This window comes from Geomonas silvestris (assembly GCF_014193515.1).
Lineage (GTDB): Bacteria > Desulfobacterota > Desulfuromonadia > Geobacterales > Geobacteraceae > Geomonas > Geomonas silvestris.
Genome location: NZ_BLXX01000008.1, coordinates 27,306 through 46,305 on the forward strand (window position 1 = coordinate 27,306; position 19,000 = coordinate 46,305).

Consider the following 19,000-nt stretch of genomic DNA (forward strand, 5'->3'; position numbering starts at 1 on the left):
AAGGGCCCCGCCGCTCTCAGCCACGGAAAGGTTCCCCCTGCCCCTCTCAGTCGTAAACCAGCTCTCCGGTCAAAAGCCGACGCGCGGCGCTCTCGCCGATGCTGGCCACCACGGTGTCGAGACCGCTGGCGAGGATATCCGAAAGCCCCTGGGAGGTATGGGCATCGCTCCCCAGACAGGAATAGATGCCGTTTTTCAAAAGCACGATGGCACGCTGGCGCACCACGCTGCCATACACCCCGGCAAAGCTCCCGATATTACCCTGGAACTTGCACCCCGACCGCTTGAGGTCCAGTACCAGGGAGCCCTCGAGGCTTGGATCCTTGCGCCTCCCCAGGACCGAGCTCAAGGTACCGAGCAAACCGGCCTCGTGGCGGGGAGGATCGAAGGCGGCACAGCGCTCGGGATGGGCGAAGAGCGGCAGCATCCCCAGCCGGCGCAACTGTATCGCCATGGCGGGGACCAGGTCTCCCGGCGCCCTGAAGGGGATCTCCACCAGAAGGTAGCGCGAGCCCCCCACGGTCAAGGCGCCCGGCACCAGGTCCATCAGGTACTCGTCGAAGTAGTGCTCGGTACCCGCCACCAGGTGCACCGGGATTCCGGCGTCCGTCAGCTGCGCTTGCAGGGCCTCTACCCCGCTGCGCACCCCGTCCGGACGGTTCTCGAAACCGCCCCTTATGAGGTGCGGCGTGCAGTGCACCGTGGAGAACCCGTAACCGGCGAGGATGCGCGCCATCTCGAGCGAGTCGTCGCCGTCGACGGCGCCATCGTCGATTCCGGGGACCAGGTGGCTGTGAAAATCTACGTAGCAGGTATCCATGGATCAGGTACTCGAGGTTTGTGGAGGTGGTCGGCAGACTACTGGCAGAGTATCCGCTGAAGTCGTACCGGAAACTCTGCGCGCGTAACCGGGCAGGGACAGGTTCGACAGCGACGAAGGTTAATGACTTTTCTTGAGCCGCTTCTTCTTAAGTAACATGTTGCCAACATCAAGTCAAACACCGCGACGGCAGGCCCGGTATTAACTGAGGCCGCGCCAGATCCATCCGACGCCGCTGCATACTGGCGCTGTTGCCAACTCGAGCACGGCAGGTATACTACAAGCGGCCCGGGAGATGCTCATGGAGATCAGCGCATATCTGGCAAACGACAACCTGCCGCAGTTTCTAGACACCCTGCGCGCCTTCGGCACCCTGCACGGCCCCACGCTCTCTGAGAGCGGCGTCTCCCTCTTTGCACCGCTCACCTCGCTCGACCGGCTCGACCTCGGTTACCGGCGCACCCAGATCCCCCCCAAGAAGTACCTCTTCCCGTTCCGCGACACCTTTCTCGAGTACCGCGACGGGCGCTACCGCTTTCCCTCGGGCGACAGTAAGCGCACCGTGCTATTCGGCGTCCACGCCTGCGACCTCGAGGCGCTCGCCTACCTGGACCAGGTCTTTCTGAGCGAACCCGAGGACCCCAGGTACGCGGAGCGGCGCGCGAACCTGCTCCTGGTCGGCATCTCCTGCACCCCGGACGACTACTGCTTCTGCAGCGAACCCGCGGGGAGCGCGAGGTGCGATCTCTTCCTTACAGAGCAGCAGACCGGCTACCTGGTGCAGGCGGAGAGCTCGGCGGGGGCCTCGATGCTCAAGGCAGCGGCGAAGCTTCTGGTTTCGGCCCCCCCTGCCCCGCCGCGCACCCCGGCTCCCTGCGTCATCCCCGCGCAGGACCCCGAACGCGCCTATTCCCGGGATCCCCTCTGGGACGAGTTTGCCCGCAGCTGCGTCGGTTGCGGCGCCTGCTCGGCCTGCTGCCCCACCTGCTACTGCTTCGACGTCAGGGAGAGCACGGGGTTGACCGGCGGCGGCAGCCGCTTGAGGGAGTGGGACAACTGCCTGTTCCAAAGCCACGGCGCCGTCGCGGGGGGGAACTTCCGCCCCGGGCGCGTGGACCGCCTGAGATACCGGTTCCTGCACAAGTACTGCGGCTTCTCCCCGCTTCAGGGGAGATCCTCCTGCGTGGGGTGCGGCCGCTGCAAAGAGGTCTGCCCCGTGGATATCGACCTGCGCGAACTGATCGGGAAAACGGCGCCGGAGCCGGGGGGAGGCCGATGATCGCCAACGCCGCGGAGCGCCATATCCCGTTCGCCGCGACGCTCGTGGGGCGTCGGGAACTGTCGCCGGACACGGCACTTTTCCGGGTCGCCCCGGAGCCCGCCGCCCTGGAACAACTCTCCGGCTTCCTCCCGGGCCAGTTCGTCCAGCTCTCGGTCCCGGGGGGGGGCGAGGTCCCCATTTCGCCGGCGGACCTGCCGGGGGAGGACGGCACGCTCGAGCTCTGCGTGCGGCGTGTCGGGCAGGTGACGGGGCTTCTGCACCAGGCGGCCGCCGGCCAGCCGCTCGCGCTGAGGGGGCCGTTTGGCACCGGCTTTCCGGTCCGGGAGATGACGGGGCACCCGGCACTGCTTTTAGCCGGAGGGCTGGGGATCGCCCCGCTGCGCTCGCTTTTGCTGCACCTGCTGCGCCACCGGGACCAGTACGGCGAGATCACCCTGATGTACGGGGCGCGGGAGCCCGGCCTCATGCTGTTTAGGGACGAGCTGGTGGGGCTTGCCGCTGCGCACGGGCTCAGGCTCTACCTGACCGTCGATTTCGCGCGAGAGCAGGCGGCCGGCGCGTATGCCTGCGCCATCGGGCTGTTGCCCGACCTGCTCAAGGGGTTCCGCTTCGACGCCGGGGAGAGCTACGTCGCGGTCTGCGGCCCCCCCCCGCTCTACCGCTGCCTGGTCGGCGAGCTGACCGGAGCGGGGGTCGCCCCCGAGCGGGTGCTTTTGAGCCTGGAGCGCCGGATGCGCTGCGGCATCGGGCGCTGCTGCCACTGCGCCATCGGGACCAAGCTCTGCTGCACCGATGGTCCGGTCTTCCGCCTGAGCGAGGTAGCCGACATCCCGGAGGCGCTATGAAAAAGCCCAGCCTCGCCATCGCCGGGCTTACCGCCTGCTCGGGATGCCAGCTCACGCTCTTTAACTGCGAGGACGAGCTTAGGGAGATCCTGGAGAGGTTCGAGGTGGCCTACTTCCCGATGGGGCAGAGCGATCCCGATCCCAAACGGCACTACGACGTGGCACTCGTGGAGGGGGCCGTTTCCACGCCGGGGGACCTCTCCGCGCTCTTTCACTTCAGAAACGCAAGCCGGCTGCTGATCGCCTTCGGCACCTGCGCCCTGCACGGCGGGATCGCCGCCCAAAAGAACCGAAGCACCCCCCGCCCCGCGCTGCTTCGGGAGGTGTACGGAGACCGGGCGCCCCAGCTGGAAAGCTTCCCCCCCGCTCCCTTCAAAAACTTCGTCAGCGTCGATGCCGCCATCACCGGCTGCCCCCCGGAAAAGGGGGACCTCCTGCGGCTTTTGGGGGCGGTACTCGCCGGCACCCTTCCCGCTTTTCCCAGCTACCCGGTCTGCCTCGAGTGCCGCAGCCGGGAAAATCTCTGCCTGCTTCTGGAACGAAACCAGCTCTGCCTCGGCCCGGTCATCCAAGGGGGGTGCAACGCCCGCTGCCCGGCGACCGGGATACCGTGCGAGGGGTGTCGGGGACCGGTTGAGGAGGCGAACGTGGCCCAGGAACTGGAGCTGCTCCTTACGCGCGGCTTCTCGAGGGAGGAGATCGAGCGCAGGATGAGCCGCTTCACCGTGGAGTGGGACTATGGGCAGCGTAGTTGAGGTGAATCCGCTTAGCCGTGTGGAGGGGCACGGCACCCTCAGGGTGTACCTCGAGGGGAGACACGTGGAGCGGGTGGAGCTCTGCCTGACGGAGTCGCCCCGGCTCTTCGAGGCACTGCTCCTGGGCCGCAGCTTCGCCGAGGTCCCCGACATCATCTGCCGCATCTGTTCGCTTTGCTCCACGGTACACAAGGTGACGGCGCTCCTCGCCGTCGAAGAGGCTTTAAAGCTTCCGGTTTCCCGCACCACGCGGCTCACCCGCGAGCTCATCCTGCACGGCGGCCAGCTGCAAAGCCATGCCCTGCACCTTTACTGCCTGCTGCTCCCCGACCTCCTCGAGGTGAAGGGGGTAGCGGACCTGGCGCGCCAGGCGCCGGAGCTGCTCAAGGCGGGCCTTGCGCTGAAACAGGTGGGGAACCAGATCCAGGAGGAGTTGGGGGGGAGGTTGATCCATCCGGTGAACATCACCCTGGGAGGGGTGGGTCGCCGGGCCTCGCGGGACACCCTGTACCGGTTGCGCGACGGGATCGAGAGTGTCCTCCCTATCTGTACCGACACCGTGCAGCTGTTCCGCCAGGGCTTCCCCTTCCCGCCCCTGTCGGCGCCACACTACCTGGCGGTGCAGACCGGCGAGTCCGCCTTTTCGGGGCGGGCACTCACGCTGGAATCCCTGCCGGGAATCCCGGTCGCCGGTTATCGGGAGGCGATCTCCGAGTGGCCGGTCGAGCACTCCCATGCCAAGAGCGCCCGGGTACGAGGCCTGGTTCCGACCGTCGGGGCGCTGGCGCGCCTGAACCTCGCGCCGCCGGCCGGGGGACCGGTCGGGGAACTCTTCAAGGAGGTGGGCGGCGCGGTCACCGGACAGGACCTGCGCGGGAACGCCCTGGCCCAGGCCCTCGAACTCTACCAATCGGCGCTCGCGGCCCGCGACCTGGTCGAGGAACTCCTGGAATACGACCCGGCCGACACCGGGAGCCCCCCGGTGCTTACGCCGGCGGCGGGGAGCGGGAGCGCTGCCTGTGAGGCCCCCCGCGGCGTCCTGATCCACGGCTACAGCTTCGACGCCTCGGGGCTTTGCCGCGCCGCCGATGTCATCACACCTACCTCGTTGAACCAACTGGCACTGGAGGAAAACCTGTTGGCGCTGGCCCACGGGATGGAAGGGGCCGAACCCGCGGTCCTGGTCGCCGCGCTGGAGCGCCTGGTACGCTGTTTTGATCCATGTATCTCGTGCGCGGTACATCTGGTTCAGCTCTAAGTTTTCGGGCTTACTGGGGAATCACCGGCACAAGAGCATCCGCCAGCAAAAGTGGTGCTAAAACAGCCAGATACAGGATGAAAAAAAGTGAACCAGCCTGCTTGACAGCAAAACGGAGGTTGCTAGACTTGGGCTGGCGACGCAAGGAAACTTGCCAAGCTAAGCTCTGGAATACTCGTTGCGTGCGGTTGAGTTCCCTGACTACCTTATCGAACCATGTCATCCCGGGTACAGCCGTGGTGAGCAGGCCCCCGAAGCAAAGGGGGAAGCCTGAAACGCCTTCTCGGGGTATATTGCGACAGCGGTCAGCAAACCCAAACCCAGCGTGTACGGTATTCCGGAGCACCAAAGAAATTGGCGTTAGAGGCAACGCGGAAAGCGACTTTTCTCATCCGCCAGGCGGCCAGCACCACCGCTTGAAAAAGGGGAGCAGCACCGGTCCGGCAGCAACCCTGGTCACCTCGAGCAGGAAACCCGCCCTCCGGAAAAACTCCAACCGACGGATCAGCAGAAAGTGTCCTCCTAACGCCAATCCCACCTAAAGGTCCATGACGCCCGTCATGGACCTTTTTTAGTTTCCCCAGGGCCATTAACGTCAACAAATTGGCGCTCGTCAAAAACAACGTGAAAAGTGGATAACTTATGAGGGGGAGTGTGGCGAAAGCAAGCTGGCAGCGGATCGTCTTCCACAAAACCTGTGGATAACCATGTGGAAAGGAGCCGTCCCGGGCGCTCTCAACGGAGCAATTCCTGCCGAAAATGGCATTTTGCCCAAAAAAGAGGCAGAGCCGGTGACAGCTCTGCCGGGGTGAGTTTATAGGGTCGATCCGGGATTGGCGCCCCTCCGTAGGCCGGCTTCCGACCCCGGCAGCAGGCTTAGGGGTGCTTCGGCTCCCCCTCGGCGAGCCCGGCAGCGAGGTCGGGGTAGCGCAGGGTGACGCCGAGTTCCCGCAGCATGCGGCCGTTGTCGAGGATGCGCGCCTCGGAGAAGTAGGTCAGCATCAAGGGGGTCATGACCCGGCGCGCCTCCTCCCAGTCGACCTGGGGCGGCCGGGGCAGCCCGAGGCAGTCCGCGGCGCGGTTGAAGTAGTCGGTCATCGTTGTTGGGTGACCGTCGCTTACGTTGTAGATGGCGCCGTCCCTGCCACGCTCAAGCGCCGCGAGGCAGACCCGCGCCAGGTCCTCGGCATGGATGCGGTTGGTCGGGCGGCAGAGATCTTCCCGAAGTACCGGCAGCCGGTTTTGCAGCTGCATAAACGGCAGGCGGTCGGCGGCGTAGATAGCCCCCACCCGCAGGACGACGACCGGCACCCCGTGCGCCCTCCCCCACTCAAGCGCCTGCTCTTCGCCGTCCAAGCGCCGCTTCCCCCTGCTGGTTTGGGGCTGCGCCGGGCTCTCCTCGGTGACCACCTCCCCCTGGCAGTCGCCGTACACGGCGCTGGTGCTCAGGTAGACGAGCTTGGCGGGTGCCGCACCGGCGGGCAGGGAGGCCAGGAAGTTGCGCATCCGGGTCTCCTGGTTCCCGCCACCCGGCGGAGGCGCGAGAAAGATCACCCCGGCCCCCTTAACCGGAAGGCCCGCAAGCGAGGCCGGATCGTCCAGGTCCGCCGTGTGCAGTTCCACCCCGTCCATGCCGGTCCCCTTACGGTTCAGCGCGCTGACCCGGCGCCCCTCCTCCCGGGCCAAGGTTGCAATACGCTTTCCTACATAGCCAAACCCGATGATGAAAAGATGTTCCACATGCCACCTCTTTGGTCACGTTTTCTTGCGGCGCAGCGCTCCCGCCCCCCTCCTATCTAGCAGAATACGCTGGGGACTGCCAGCAAAAACGCCCGGAAGTGCCTCGTAGTAAATACGATTCAACCTGCTACAGTTAAACCGTTGACGAGGAGGACCCTGATGAGGCACTCTACTTGCACTCACCTCATGGTGCTGTTGCTGGCAGGTCTGGCGGGAAGCGTGGCCGAAGAGGCACACCCCCAGCCCCCCCCGCTGGACCAGGAAGAGTACCTGGACGCGGAGGACTGGTTCATCTCGGGGCTCGCGCTGAACGGCGCCGGCCGCTACCAGGATGCCGCCCTCGCCTTCGCGCGCAGCCTGGACATCAACCCCGAGAGCGCGGCGACCTGGCTCAACCTGGGTACTGCGCAGGCCCTGTCCGGCGACTTCGACCAGGCGATCACGCACCTGAAAAAGTCGCTGCAGCTGGAGCCGAAACTCGCCCTGGGCTACTCGAACCTGGCCGAGGTGTATTTCCGGGTCGAGCAGTACCGGGAGGCCGCCGAGGCGTACCAGGAGCTCCTCGAGCTCACCCCCGGGGACAGCAACGGGCACTACAAGCTGGGCCTTTGCTGGCTCTACCTCGGGGAGCCCGGCAAGGCACAGGGGGAGTACCTGGCGTTGAAACTGTTGGACCCGGACCTGGCCGGGAAACTCATCCAGGCAATAAACCAGCGCGGCAAATAGCCGTGGAGCCCAACCTACCATGCATATCAGCCCCCTCGTGACCGACCTCTACGAACTCACCATGCTTGCCGGGTACCTCGACCAAGGGATGCACGAGCGCCCCGCGGTATTCGACCTCTTCTTTCGCACCAACCCCTACCAGGGGGGCTACGCGGTATTCGCGGGGCTGGAAACCGCCCTTCAGTACCTGGAGGAGCTCCGCTTTAGGGAGGCCGACCTCGAGTACCTCGCTCGCCTCAAGCTCTTCTCCCCCGACTTCCTCTCTTACCTGGAAAGCTTCCGCTTCAGGGGGCGCGTCACCGCCCCGCCGGAAGGGAGCGTAGTCTTCGCCCGGGAGCCGCTTTTGACGGTCGAGGGGGGGCTCGCAGAGGCGCAGTTCGTGGAGACGGCGCTTCTCAACGTGATCAACTTCCAGACCCTGGTGGCCAGCAAGGGAGCGCGTATCAACCACGCGGCCGGCGGCGCCCAGGTCATGGAGTTCGGCCTGCGCCGCGCCCAGGGCCCCGACGGCGGCCTCAGCGTGGCCCGTGCCGCCTACATCGGCGGGGTGCGCGGTACAAGTAACGTCCAGGCGGGTCAGGTGTACGGGATCCCCGTGAAGGGGACCCATGCCCACAGCTGGATCATGGCCTTTCCCGACGAGCTGACGGCCTTTCGCCGCTACGCCGAGGTCTTCCCCGTGGGGTGCATCCTGCTCATCGACACCTACGACGCCCTGAAAAGCGGGCTCCCCAACGCGCTTACCGTCGCGGCGGAACTGCGCGAGCGCGGCCACGAACTCTTCGGGGTGCGCATCGACTCGGGGGACCTGGCCTACCTGTCGCGGGAGGTGCGCAAGGCCTTCGACGAGGCGGGCTTTCCCGGGGTGAAGGTGGTGGCATCGAACGAACTGGACGAGCACGTGATCGAATCGATCCGCGCCGAAGGGGGGCGGGTCGACATCTACGGCGTGGGGACCCGGCTCGCCACCTGCGCCGGCGAAGGGGGAGGAGCCCTGGGCGGGGTCTACAAGCTGGTGCAGGTGGATCACTCCCCCAAGCTCAAACTCACCAGCGACGTCTCAAAGGCGACCCTTCCCGACCACAAGACCGTGCTGCGGGTCGTGGACCGCCAGGGGAACTTCGTCCAGGACGTGATCACCTTGCGCGGCGAGGAGCTCAAACCGGGCGACCTGGTCTACGATCCGGGGAACCCGCTGCAGCAGGTGCGCATCCCGGAGCAGGCCGGTTTCCTCGAACTGCGCGGCGTCGTTATGGAAGAGGGCAGGCGCTGCCAGGCGCCGGAGACGCTGGACGCCGCGGCGGACCGCTCCCAGCAGGAGCTCTCCCGGCTCCCGGCGGGGTGCCTGCGCCTGATCAACCCGCACTTCTACAAGGTCTCGATCAGCGCGGGGCTGAACCAGCTCAGGCTCAGCCTGATCACCGAGGTCAAAGACAAATTCAAGACGAGGCGCCCGTGAGACAGCGACCCGGAAAGGAGGCCTGATATGCACCGCAGAGCGGCCCTGCTCATCGTCGACGTCCAGCTCGATTTCTGCCCGGGCGGTGCCTTGGCCGTGGCCGAGGGAGACGCCGTGGTCCCCGTGCTGAACCGCTACATCTCACTTTTTTGGAAGCGGGGCACCCCGATCTTCGCCTCGCGGGACTGGCACCCGGCCCAGAGCGTGCATTTCCGGGACAACGGCGGCCGCTGGCCGGTGCACTGCGTCCAGGAGGCCCCGGGCGCCGAGTTTCACCCGAAGCTCCTGCTCCCCGAGGGGACCATCGTGATCTCCAAGGGGCTCACCCGCTGGGACGAGGGGTACTCGGCCCTGCAGGGGGTAACCGAGAACGGCACCCCTTTCCCGATGCTCCTGCGCCACATGGGCCTGGACCGGCTCTACGTGGGCGGGCTGGCCACCGATTACTGCGTGAAGGAGAGCGTGCTCGAAGGGCTCAAGGAAGGGTTCGACGTGACACTTCTGGCGGACGCCGTGCGTGCGGTCGATCTGACGCCGGGTGACGGAGCCCGCGCCGTCGAGCAGATGCGCGCAGCCGGCGCGAGCGTGGTCACCCTCGAGAGCATCGCCGAGGTATTCGCCATCGAAGCGGGCGGCCCGGGCCCCGGACCTCTGTTACGTTCCTAACCCGCCGCAGCGCCGGCCGGATGAATCGGCAACGCGGGGCCCCCAGCACCACCCGGCTAACCTACGGTTTTCTTTCCAGTCATACAAAAATATGCTCCCCTCAAAATAACGGCGAGGCGGGGCATTTTTTTTTGACAGCGGATTCGAAACAGGCTAGATTACGGCACATTAAAAAAGTTCCGCCCGAGGAGCCCCAGCATGATCAAGACGAACAACCTTAAGATCAAGAGCATCACCCCCATCATCGCGCCTACCGATTTGAGGCAGGTGTTCCCCATCTCGGACGAATCGAGCGCCTGCGTGAGTGCGAGCCGCGCCGCCATCATCAGGATCCTGCGCGGCGAGGACCGTCGCCTGATGGTGGTGGTCGGCCCCTGTTCGATCCACGATCCCAAGGGTGCGCTCGAGTACGCCGAGAAGCTGGCCGCCCTGTCGCGCGAGGTCTCCGAGGAGCTGCTCCTGATCATGCGGGTCTATTTCGAGAAGCCGCGCACCACCGTCGGGTGGAAGGGGCTCATCAACGACCCCGACATGAACGGGAGCCACCTGATCTCCAAGGGGCTCGGGACCGCCAGAAGCCTCTTGTGCAAGATCACCGAGATGGGGCTGCCGGTCGCCACCGAGATGCTGGATCCCATCACCCCCGAGTACCTGGCGGACCTCCTCTCCTGGGGGGCCATCGGCGCCCGCACCACCGAGTCCCAGACCCACCGCGAGATGGCGAGCGGTCTCTCCTTCCCGATCGGGTTCAAAAACGGCACCGACGGTAACCTGCAGATCGCCTTCGACGCCATGAAGACGGCACTGCACCCGCACAGCTTCCTGGGTGTGAACCGCGACGGCCTCACCTCGATCGTGCAGACCACCGGGAACCCGGACGTGCACATCGTCTTGCGCGGCGGCAACAAGCGCCCGAACTACTATCCGGAGGACATCGCCAAGACCGAGCAGATGCTCGCGAAGGCGGGACTGCAGCCGACCATGATGGTGGACTGCAGCCACGGCAACTCGGAGAAGAAGTTCGAGCTGCAACCGGAGGTGCTGAAAAGCGTGGTGGAGCAGATCGAGGCCGGCAACCGGAGCATCTCGGGGGTCATGATCGAGAGCTACCTGAAGGAAGGGAACCAGCCGCTTCCCAAGGACCTCTCGACGCTGGAGTACGGGGTTTCCATCACCGACAGCTGCATCAACTGGGAAACCACCGAGGCGACCCTGCGCGAGGCGTACGCGAGGCTCAAGTCCTGCGGCGGCAGGCGGGCTTCGTAGCTGCTGACTTTAGTGGCTGAAGGCTTGTTTTAGTGAAGGACAAATGGGACGAAAGCGACCTTAAGGACGAAAGAGACTTGGGGACTTGAGGACCTGAGGACGGGTAAAGAGAAAGGCCCCGACAGATGCTGTCGGGGCCTTTCTTGTGTGACAATGGCGTGAGGAGTTACTTCGCGGTCACCAGGTAGAGCGGCTTGATGAAGGTCGCGTCGGTTGCGGCCTTGACCTTCTCGACCACCTCGGGAGAAACCTGGGAATCCAGCGACAGGATGACCATCGCCTCACCCTTCTTCTCGCGACGACCCAGGTTCATGGAGCCGATGTTGATGTCGTGCTCGCCCAGGATGGTGCCGATCCTGCCGATCATGCCCGGGCGGTCGCCGTAGGCCAAAAGCAGCATGTGCTCCTCGGGACGGAAATCCATCTGGTAGTCACGCAGCTTGACGACGCGCGGCACCCCCTCGAACAGGGTACCCGAGATGAGACGCTTCTCGCCGGAGCCCTCGATGGTCAGGGTGATCATGTTGGAGAAGGCCTCCGACTGGCTGCTCTTCGCCTCTTCCACCACGATCCCCATGCGGTCGGCAACCAGCTGCGCGTTCACCATGTTCACCTCTTGCTCGACGCGACGGTTCAACAGGGCCGCCAGGCCGGAAACGGTGATCGGGGTGCAGTCATGCTGGGCCAGACTGCCCGTGTAGGAGAAGGTGATCTTGTTCAGGTTGCTGCCCACCAACTGGATGGCAAAGTCGGCCAGCACGTTCATGAGGGTCAGGTACGGGCGCATCTGATCCATGAGCGAGGCGTCGAAACGCGGGATGTTCAGGGCGTTATCCACCGGTTGCTCGTTCAGGTAGTGGATGATCTCGCGGGAGACGTCCACCGCCACGTTTACCTGGGCCTCGAAGGTGTTGGCGCCCAGGTGCGGGGTAACCACCATCTTCTCGTGGCCGATCAGCTTCTTCAGGGTCTCGCTGTCGGGGGGTTCCTGGCTCCAGACGTCGAAGGCTGCACCGGCCACCTTGCCGGAGTCGAGCGCCTCGAGCATCGCCTCTTCGTTGATGATGCCGCCGCGCGCCGCGTTGATGATGATCACCCCCTCCTTCATGGCGGCCAGTTCCTTCTTGCCGATCATGTCGCGGGTTTCGTCGGTGAGCGGGGTGTGCACGGTGATGATGTCGCAGGTCTTGACGACCTCGTCCAGGGTGACCAGCCGAACACCCAGGTCGTGCGCCCTCTTCTCGGCGATGTAGGGGTCGCAGGCGATCACGTCGCACTCGAAGGCCTTCAGGCGGGTAGCCACCCGGCCGCCGACCTTGCCCAGGCCGATGACGCCGGCCTTGCGCCCTTTCAGCTCGTAGCCGGTGAAGGGAGCACGCTTCCAGGCGCCGCCTTTAAGGGAGGTGTTCGCCTTGGTGACGTTGCGGCAAAACGAGAGCAAGAGCGCCATGGCGTGCTCGGCGGCGGAGTTGGTGTTGCCGAAGGGGGCATTGACCACGATGACCCCCTTGGAGGAGGCGTAGTCTACGTCGACGTTGTCCACACCGACGCCGGCGCGGGCTACCATCTTCAGCTTGGTCGCCGCGTCGAGCAGGGGCTTGTCCACCGTGGTGCCGCTTCTGGTGATGATAACGTCGTAATCGCCAATGATAGAGTAGAGCTCTTCCTTCTTAAGTCCCAGCCGCACATCCAGCTGCACGCGTGGATCCTGCTGCAAAAGCGCCAGTCCTTCCTGAGCCACCTCATCGGTTACGATAATCTTCATTGCCACTCCTTTTGGGTTTTGAGTTTCACTCTGTGCCAGGCGCTATCTGGGCTGCTGGGGCAGCGAGCGCCGGCGGCTTCAGTATCGATTGTGTCACCGGGTCTTGGCGTTGCGGACAAAGGCCCTTACCTTCACGGGATCCTTGCGCCCCGGTGCCGCTTCGACTCCGCTTGAGACATCGACGGCATAGGGGGCCACGGAGGAGACGGCCAGCGCCACGTTGCCCGGGGTGAGTCCGCCGGCCAGGATGATCGGGCCGTGCCCTTTAGCGGCACTGGCCAGGTCCCAGTCGAAGCGCTCGCCGGTACCGCCGTATGAGTTGGGAGAGTAAGCGTCCAGCAGGTAGCCGGCGACCCGGTAGTCGGTCAGGGCGGCAAGGCTTTCCGCACCGCGAACCCTGAATGCCTTCATCACGCGCCTGGTCACTGCATCACAGTAGGAGGGGCTCTCCTCACCGTGCAACTGGATCAGGTCCAGTCGGCAGCGCTCGGCGGTGGCATTGACGTATTCCAGAGGAGCGTTGACGAAGAGACCGACCACCTGCACGAAGGGAGGAAGTCCTGAGATGATAGTCGCCGCCTGCTCGATAGTGACGCAGCGCGGCGATTTTTCGAAGAAGACCAGGCCCAGGGCATCGGCCCCGGACTGAACTGCCATGAGGGCATCGTCAAGCGTTGTTATACCGCATATCTTAACTTTTGTCATCGCCGTATACCCTTAAAATCGCTCAACATGGCTCGTTCGGGAGAGCGCTCCCGGGCTGCGTTCCCACGCCGGAAGGCAAGCCTCCCCCACCCCCCTGCCCCCTCCCGCAAGGGGCGGGGGTGAGGCGGCCAGGTACGGGCGGATGATCATGCGCCCCTACAGCGAGACCTTGGGGAGCCGCTCCAGGGCCTCGCGGATCTTCACCTCGGGGTACTCGTAGTCTTCGAGGTTCCCGGAGAGGAAGGCGTCGTAGGCGCCCATGTCGAGCTGGCCGTGGCCGGAGAGCCCGAACAGGATGGTCTTCTCTTTCCCCTCTTCCTTGGCGAGCACCGCCTCGTCGATGGCAGCCCGTACGGCGTGGGACGACTCGGGCGCCGGAACGATCCCCTCGCAGCGCGAGAAGAGGAGCGCCCCCTCGAAGCACGCGGTCTGCCGGTAGGCCTTCGCCTCGATCTCACCCGCATGGTAGAGCTGGGAGACCAGCGCGGAGTCGCCGTGATAGCGCAGCCCGCCGGCGTGGATCCCCGGAGGCATGAAGTCGTGGCCGAGGGTGTACATCATGGTGATCGGGGCGAGCTTCGCGGTATCGCCGAAATCGAAGGCGTAGACCCCCTTGGTGAGGGTCGGACAGGAGGCGGGCTCGACCGCCAGGCAGCGCACCTTTTTCCCGTTGGCGCGGTCGGCCAGGAACGGGAAGGAGAGACCGGCGAAGTTGGAACCGCCGCCGCAGCAGGCGATCACCACGTCGGGATAGGCGCCGGCCAACTCCATCTGCTCCTTGGCCTCCAGGCCGATCACGGTCTGGTGCAGGCAGACGTGGTTCAACACGCTCCCCAGGGCGTAGTTGGTGTCCTCGTGGGTCGCCGCATCCTCGACCGCCTCGGAAATGGCGATCCCCAGGCTCCCCAGGTTGTCCGGATCGTGCGCCAGGATGGAGCGCCCGGCGTTGGTGAACTCGGACGGGGACGGGTGTACGGTGGCCCCCCAAAGCTGCATCATGCTCTTGCGGTAAGGCTTCTGGGTGCAGGAGACCTTCACCATGTAGATGGTGCACTCGAGGCCGAACATCGAGCAGGCCAGCGCAAGCGAGCTCCCCCACTGCCCGGCACCGGTCTCGGTGGCCAGGCGCCGGATGCCGGCCTGCTTGTTGTAGTAGGCCTGCGGGATGGCGCTGTTGGGCTTGTGGGAGCCCGCCGGGGAGACCCCTTCGTACTTGTAGAAGATCTTCGCCGGGGTGCCGAGCGCCTCTTCCAGCCGCTTGGCCCGAAAAAGCGGCGACGGGCGCCACAGCTTGTAGATCTCGCGGACCGGGTCCGGGATGTCGATCCAGCGCTGGCTGGACATCTCCTGCTCGATGAGCGACATCGGGAAGATGACACTCATCTCCTCCGGCGTCACCGGCTTCATGGTCTGCGGGTTGATCACCGGAAAAAGCGGCCCCGGCATGTCGGGGATGATGTTGTACCACTGCTTCGGGATGCGCGACTCGTCGAGTATGAACTTGGTGCTCATGGGCCACTCCTTTTCAGCATTGATAGCAAATTGGTATCTCGGCACTGAGGCGGGCGCTCCTCCCCTACCCCACTAGCTCCTGGAGTTTGGCGCCGATGTCGGGCTCGCGCATCAGCGACTCGCCGATCAGGAAGGCGTGCACCCGCTGTCCGCTCAGGCGTTCGATCTCCTGCCTGGTGGTGATGCCGCTTTCGGCAACCACGAGACGCCCCGGCGGGACCAGCTTGGCCAGCCGCTCCGAGGTGGCAATGTCAACGACGAAGCTCCTGAGGTCGCGATTGTTGATGCCGATCAGGTTGCAGTCGGTCTTAAGCGCGACCTCCATCTCGGCCTCGTCGTGCACCTCGAGAAGCACGTCCAGCGACAGTTCCCGCGCCAGCGCGCTGAACTCGCGCAACTGCGGCAGCTCCAGCATCGCCGCGATGAGCAGGATGGCGTCGGCACCGGCGGCGCGCGCCTGGTAGATCTGGTAGGGATCGAAGATGAAATCCTTGCGCAAGAGCGGCAGGCTCACCTGCTCCCGGATCAGCGCCAGGTATCCCAGGTGCCCCAAGAAGAAGTGCTCGTCGGTGAGGACGGAGAGGCAGGTGGCGCCGTTGTCCTGGTAGATGAGCGCGGTCTCCAGGGGATCGAAGTCGGGTCGGATCACACCTTTGGAGGGGGAACCTTTCTTCACCTCGGCGATGATCGGGGTCCAACCGGAACCGCAGGCGTTGACGATGGCAGCCTCGAAGCCGCGCGGCTGGTCTTCCAGGTCGGCGATGCGCGCCTGTACCTCGGCAAGCGGCATGTCGGCCTTGGTCCGGGCCAGCTCGCCGACTTTATAGTCGACAATTCTCTTGAGAATATCGGGGATGTCGCTCATGGAAACGGTTTCCTTAAATGGTTTGGGCGGCGCTTAAATGACCCATGGGACGCAGTGGACGTAAGGGACACAAAGGAGCTGGGATCGGTGGTGGAAACCGCCGGACCGCCCTTGCCGCTCCTACTCAGCTTGGTTGGTGAACGCCACCAGTTTTTCCAGTTGTGCCGCGGCGCGGCCACTATCGATGGCGTCGACCGCGAGCTGCAGCCCTTCTTTGGCATCGCTCGCCTTGCCGGCCGCCACCAGGGCAAAGGCGGCGTTCAAAAGCACCACGCGGCGCTTCGGCCCATCGACGCCGGTAAGGACGTCTTTCACGATGGTCGCATTCCCTTTGGCATCGCCGCCGCTCAGCTCTGATGGAGCACAGGAGGCAAGTCCGAACTCCTCCGGTTTGATCACCCGCAAGGTGACGCCTTCAGTGGTCACCTCGGCTATCCGTGTCGGGCCGACTAGGGTGATCTCGTCCATACCGTCGCTGCCGTGCACCACGAAGCCGCGCTTGCAGCCCAGTTTGTGCAGCACGTGCCCCAGCTTCTCCACGAGGTCCTCGCGGTACACCCCGAGCACCTGGCAGTCGGCGCCGGCCGGGTTGGTCAGGGGACCCAGGATGTTGAAGATGGTGCGGATGCCGATTTCGCGGCGCGGTCCGATGGCATGCTTCATGGCGCCGTGCAGTGCGGGGGCGAACAAAAAGCCGATGCCGATCTCGGCGATGCTGCGCTCGACGGTTTCCGGCGTGATGTTCAGGTTGACGCCCAGCGCCTCGAGCACGTCAGCGCTGCCGCAGGACGAGGAGACGGCACGGTTTCCGTGTTTGGCCACCTTGACGCCGCAGGCGGAGACCACGAAGGCGACCGTGGTCGAGATGTTGAAGCTGTTGGTGCCGCTGCCGCCGGTGCCGCAGGTGTCCAGGATGGTTTCCCGGTCGATGTTGATGTCGTCGCGGTCGATGTCGAGAACGCTCTTGCCGACCCGGATGGGCAGAGCCCGCTCGCGCATGACCCTTGCCGCGCCGGTGATCTCGTCAACCGTCTCGCCCTTCATGCGCAGCGCAGTGATGAAAGCGGCGATCTGGGCCGGAGTGGCGCCGCCGGACATGATCTGGTCCATCACCTCGATCATCTCCGGTTCGCTCAAGTCCTCCCGCTCGACTACCCGCGCTATGGCCTTGCGTATCATGGGTTCTCCCTAAAACCTACGTGCAGGTTTGCTTCTAGCGCCTCGACATATCCAGGAAGTTCTGCAGCATCTGGCGGCCCCCCTCGGTGAGGATCGACTCGGGGTGGAACTGCACCCCCCAGATCGGTAGGGTCTTGTGCTGCATCCCCATGATCTCGCCCTCGGCAACCCACGCGGTTACTTCCAACTCTGCGGGAAGCGTCTCGCGCTCGACGATGAGCGAGTGGTAGCGGGTGGCCTGGAAGGGGTTGGGGAGCCCGGCGAAAAGCCCCTTGCCGTCGTGCAGGATCGGCGAGGTCTTGCCGTGCATGAGCGTGGCGCTCTTGATGACCTTGCCGCCGAAGGCGTAGCCGATGGACTGGTGCCCCAGGCAGACGCCGAGGATGGGGATCTTGCCGGCGAAGTGGCGGATCACCTCGACCGAGATGCCGGCCTCCTCGGGAGAGCAGGGACCCGGCGAGACGACGATCCGCTCAGGTTTGAGCGCCTCGATCTCCCCGATGGTGATCTTGTCGTTGCGAAAGACTTTGACCTCTTCCCCCAGCTCGCCCAGGTACTGGACGATGTTGTAGGTGAAGGAGTCGTAGTTATCTATCATCAGAAGCATTGCGTACCTCTTTTCACTCTAGTCCAGCCCTTTTTCCGCCAGTTCGATCGCCTTTACCACCGCCTTGGCCTTGTTGACGGTTTCCATGTATTCGGCGGCAGGGTCTGAGTCGGCGACGATACCGGCTCCGGCCTGCAGATGGACCTTGCCGTCCTTCACCACTAGGGTCCTGATGGCGATCGCCATGTCCATGTTGCCGGAGAAGGAGAAGTAGCCGACGGCACCGCCGTAGACCTCGCGGCGCACCCCCTCGAGTTCCTCGATGATCTCCATGGCCCGCACCTTGGGGGCGCCGGAGAGGGTGCCGGCCGGGAAGGTGGCCCGCACCACGTCGAAGGCGTCCTGCCCCGGCGCGAGTTCCCCCTGCACGTTGGAGACGATGTGCATCACGTGCGAGTAGCGCTCGATCACCATCAGCTCGGAAACCTTGACGCTGCCGATCCCGCACACGCGGCCCAGGTCGTTTCTCCCCAGGTCGACCAGCATGACGTGCTCGGCCCGCTCCTTGGGGTCTGCCAGCAGCTCTTCGGCAAGTGCCGCATCGGCCGCCGGGGTCGCGCCGCGCGGGCGGGTGCCGGCGATGGGGCGCAGCTCCACCCGGTCCCCTTCCTTGCGCACCATGACCTCCGGCGACGCCCCAACCACGACGGTGTCGTCCAGGCGCAGGAAAAACATGTACGGCGAGGGGTTCAGGGTGCGCAGCACGCGGTAGATGTCGAAGGGATCGACGGTGAGCTCGCCGGAGAAGCGCTGCGAAAGGACGACCTGGATGATGTCGCCGCTGCGCACGTACTCTTTCGCCCGGGTCACCCAGGACTCGAAATCTTCACGCCGCACGTTGGAGGTGAGCGTGACATGGCCCGAGGCCGGCCGGCGCTCCTCAAACGCCAGCGGCGCCTTCAGGCGGGCGATCAGCCCGTCGATCTTGGCGACCGCATCGGCGTAGGCCTGTTCCGGGGTCAGCGAACCGTCCAGGTGCGCGTTGGAAACCACCTTGATCTTCTGGCTCAAACTGTCGAAGATCACCATGGTGTCGGTGATGATGAAGTAGGCGTCGTAGGCGTCGATCTCGCGGCGGTTCTGGTCGGGAAGTGTCTCGAAGTGCCGCACCGCGTCGTAGCCCAGATACCCTACGGCACCGCCGAAAAACCGGGGGATCCCCGGGACCTCCACGGGGGTGTAGCGCGCCATGTACTCGCGCACGAAATCAAGCGGAGAGACTTCCTCGACGCGACGCACCGCTCCTGCTTCGACGACCTCGACCCAGTTGTCCTTGCCGCGGATCACTACCGCCGGCGAGGACCCCAAAAAGGTGTAGCGCCCCCACTTCTCGCCCCCCTCGATACTCTCGAGCAGAAAGCCGAAGCGGCCGTCGTCGATCTTCTTGAAGGCTCCTACCGGAGTGTCGAGGTCGGCGAGGATCTCGCGGTACACCGGGATCAGGTTGCCTGCGCTGGAAAGGGACGTGAATGTCGTGAAGTCTGGATGATACATGGGGCTCCTTGCTTGGCGGCCGGGGTTCATACGGAGGGAGCCATTCCCTGGTCAAG

Annotated in this window: 17 protein-coding genes; 8 read left to right on the forward strand and 9 right to left on the reverse strand. The window is 64.9% G+C overall.

What is annotated here, in order from left to right:
* Positions 1 to 46: 46 nt before the first annotated feature.
* Positions 47 to 820, reverse strand: coding sequence for a tyrosine-protein phosphatase (locus GMST_RS13225; protein WP_183355153.1), 774 nt, complete (start codon positions 818 to 820; stop codon positions 47 to 49).
* 301 nt (positions 821 to 1,121) lie between these two features.
* Between GMST_RS13225 and GMST_RS13230 the strand changes: the two genes are divergently transcribed.
* Genes GMST_RS13230 through GMST_RS13245 form a run of 4 tightly spaced genes read left to right on the forward strand, consistent with a single transcriptional unit; the run spans position 1,122 to position 4,960 of the window.
* A complete protein-coding gene (locus GMST_RS13230) occupies positions 1,122 to 2,099 on the forward strand; it encodes a 4Fe-4S dicluster domain-containing protein (RefSeq protein ID WP_183355154.1) in 978 nt (325 codons plus the stop codon).
* Entirely contained in the window at positions 2,096 to 2,947 is an 852-nt protein-coding gene (locus GMST_RS13235; RefSeq protein WP_183355155.1) for an FAD/NAD(P)-binding protein, read from the forward strand. The genes GMST_RS13230 and GMST_RS13235 overlap by 4 nt, the downstream gene beginning before the upstream one ends.
* Positions 2,944 to 3,702, forward strand: coding sequence for an NADH-quinone oxidoreductase subunit B family protein (locus GMST_RS13240; RefSeq protein WP_183355156.1), 759 nt, complete (start codon positions 2,944 to 2,946; stop codon positions 3,700 to 3,702). The genes GMST_RS13235 and GMST_RS13240 overlap by 4 nt, the downstream gene beginning before the upstream one ends.
* Positions 3,686 to 4,960 carry a nickel-dependent hydrogenase large subunit gene (locus tag GMST_RS13245; protein ID WP_183355157.1) on the forward strand — a complete coding sequence of 425 codons (1,275 nt, stop codon included), beginning with the start codon at positions 3,686 to 3,688 and terminating at the stop codon, positions 4,958 to 4,960. The genes GMST_RS13240 and GMST_RS13245 overlap by 17 nt, the downstream gene beginning before the upstream one ends.
* An 876-nt stretch (positions 4,961 to 5,836) precedes the next feature.
* Here GMST_RS13245 and GMST_RS13250 read toward each other — a convergent pair.
* Positions 5,837 to 6,700 carry an SDR family oxidoreductase gene (locus GMST_RS13250; RefSeq protein WP_183355158.1) on the reverse strand — a complete coding sequence of 288 codons (864 nt, stop codon included), beginning with the start codon at positions 6,698 to 6,700 and terminating at the stop codon, positions 5,837 to 5,839.
* 159 nt (positions 6,701 to 6,859) lie between these two features.
* Here GMST_RS13250 and GMST_RS13255 point away from each other — a divergent pair, with 159 nt between their 5' ends.
* The 4 genes from GMST_RS13255 to GMST_RS13270 all read left to right on the forward strand — a co-directional run bounded on the left by GMST_RS13255 (position 6,860) and on the right by GMST_RS13270 (position 10,817).
* A complete protein-coding gene (locus GMST_RS13255) occupies positions 6,860 to 7,426 on the forward strand; it encodes a tetratricopeptide repeat protein (RefSeq protein WP_183355159.1) in 567 nt (188 codons plus the stop codon).
* 19 nt (positions 7,427 to 7,445) lie between these two features.
* The gene (locus GMST_RS13260; protein ID WP_183355160.1) at positions 7,446 to 8,885 is read left to right on the forward strand and encodes a nicotinate phosphoribosyltransferase; all 1,440 of its coding nucleotides are present in this window, start codon (positions 7,446 to 7,448) and stop codon (positions 8,883 to 8,885) included.
* A 27-nt stretch (positions 8,886 to 8,912) separates the two neighbouring features.
* On the forward strand, positions 8,913 to 9,551 hold the full coding sequence (locus tag GMST_RS13265) for a nicotinamidase (RefSeq protein ID WP_183355161.1): 639 nt from the start codon (positions 8,913 to 8,915) through the stop codon (positions 9,549 to 9,551).
* Positions 9,552 to 9,749: 198 nt separating this feature from the next.
* A complete protein-coding gene (locus tag GMST_RS13270) occupies positions 9,750 to 10,817 on the forward strand; it encodes a 3-deoxy-7-phosphoheptulonate synthase (protein WP_183355162.1) in 1,068 nt (355 codons plus the stop codon).
* Between the two features lie 166 nt (positions 10,818 to 10,983).
* Here the strand turns inward: GMST_RS13270 and serA are convergent, their stop codons facing one another.
* From serA to trpE, 7 genes are all read right to left on the reverse strand, one after another.
* On the reverse strand, positions 10,984 to 12,582 hold the full coding sequence (gene serA / locus GMST_RS13275; protein WP_183355163.1) for a phosphoglycerate dehydrogenase: 1,599 nt from the start codon (positions 12,580 to 12,582) through the stop codon (positions 10,984 to 10,986).
* A 93-nt stretch (positions 12,583 to 12,675) separates the two neighbouring features.
* Complete coding sequence (locus GMST_RS13280; RefSeq protein WP_183355164.1) at positions 12,676 to 13,287, reverse strand: phosphoribosylanthranilate isomerase; 612 nt, start codon at positions 13,285 to 13,287, stop codon at positions 12,676 to 12,678.
* A 156-nt stretch (positions 13,288 to 13,443) separates the two neighbouring features.
* The gene (locus GMST_RS13285; protein WP_183355165.1) at positions 13,444 to 14,799 is read right to left on the reverse strand and encodes a TrpB-like pyridoxal phosphate-dependent enzyme; all 1,356 of its coding nucleotides are present in this window, start codon (positions 14,797 to 14,799) and stop codon (positions 13,444 to 13,446) included.
* Between the two features lie 64 nt (positions 14,800 to 14,863).
* The gene (gene trpC / locus GMST_RS13290) at positions 14,864 to 15,664 is read right to left on the reverse strand and encodes an indole-3-glycerol phosphate synthase TrpC (RefSeq protein ID WP_183355166.1); all 801 of its coding nucleotides are present in this window, start codon (positions 15,662 to 15,664) and stop codon (positions 14,864 to 14,866) included.
* Between the two features lie 120 nt (positions 15,665 to 15,784).
* Positions 15,785 to 16,843: an anthranilate phosphoribosyltransferase gene (trpD, locus tag GMST_RS13295; protein WP_183355167.1), complete on the reverse strand. Its 1,059-nt coding sequence runs from the start codon at positions 16,841 to 16,843 to the stop codon at positions 15,785 to 15,787.
* 34 nt (positions 16,844 to 16,877) lie between these two features.
* Complete coding sequence (locus GMST_RS13300) at positions 16,878 to 17,450, reverse strand: anthranilate synthase component II (protein WP_183355168.1); 573 nt, start codon at positions 17,448 to 17,450, stop codon at positions 16,878 to 16,880.
* A gap of 18 nt (positions 17,451 to 17,468) precedes the next feature.
* Complete coding sequence (gene trpE, locus GMST_RS13305; protein WP_183355169.1) at positions 17,469 to 18,944, reverse strand: anthranilate synthase component I; 1,476 nt, start codon at positions 18,942 to 18,944, stop codon at positions 17,469 to 17,471.
* Positions 18,945 to 19,000 lie beyond the last annotated feature (56 nt).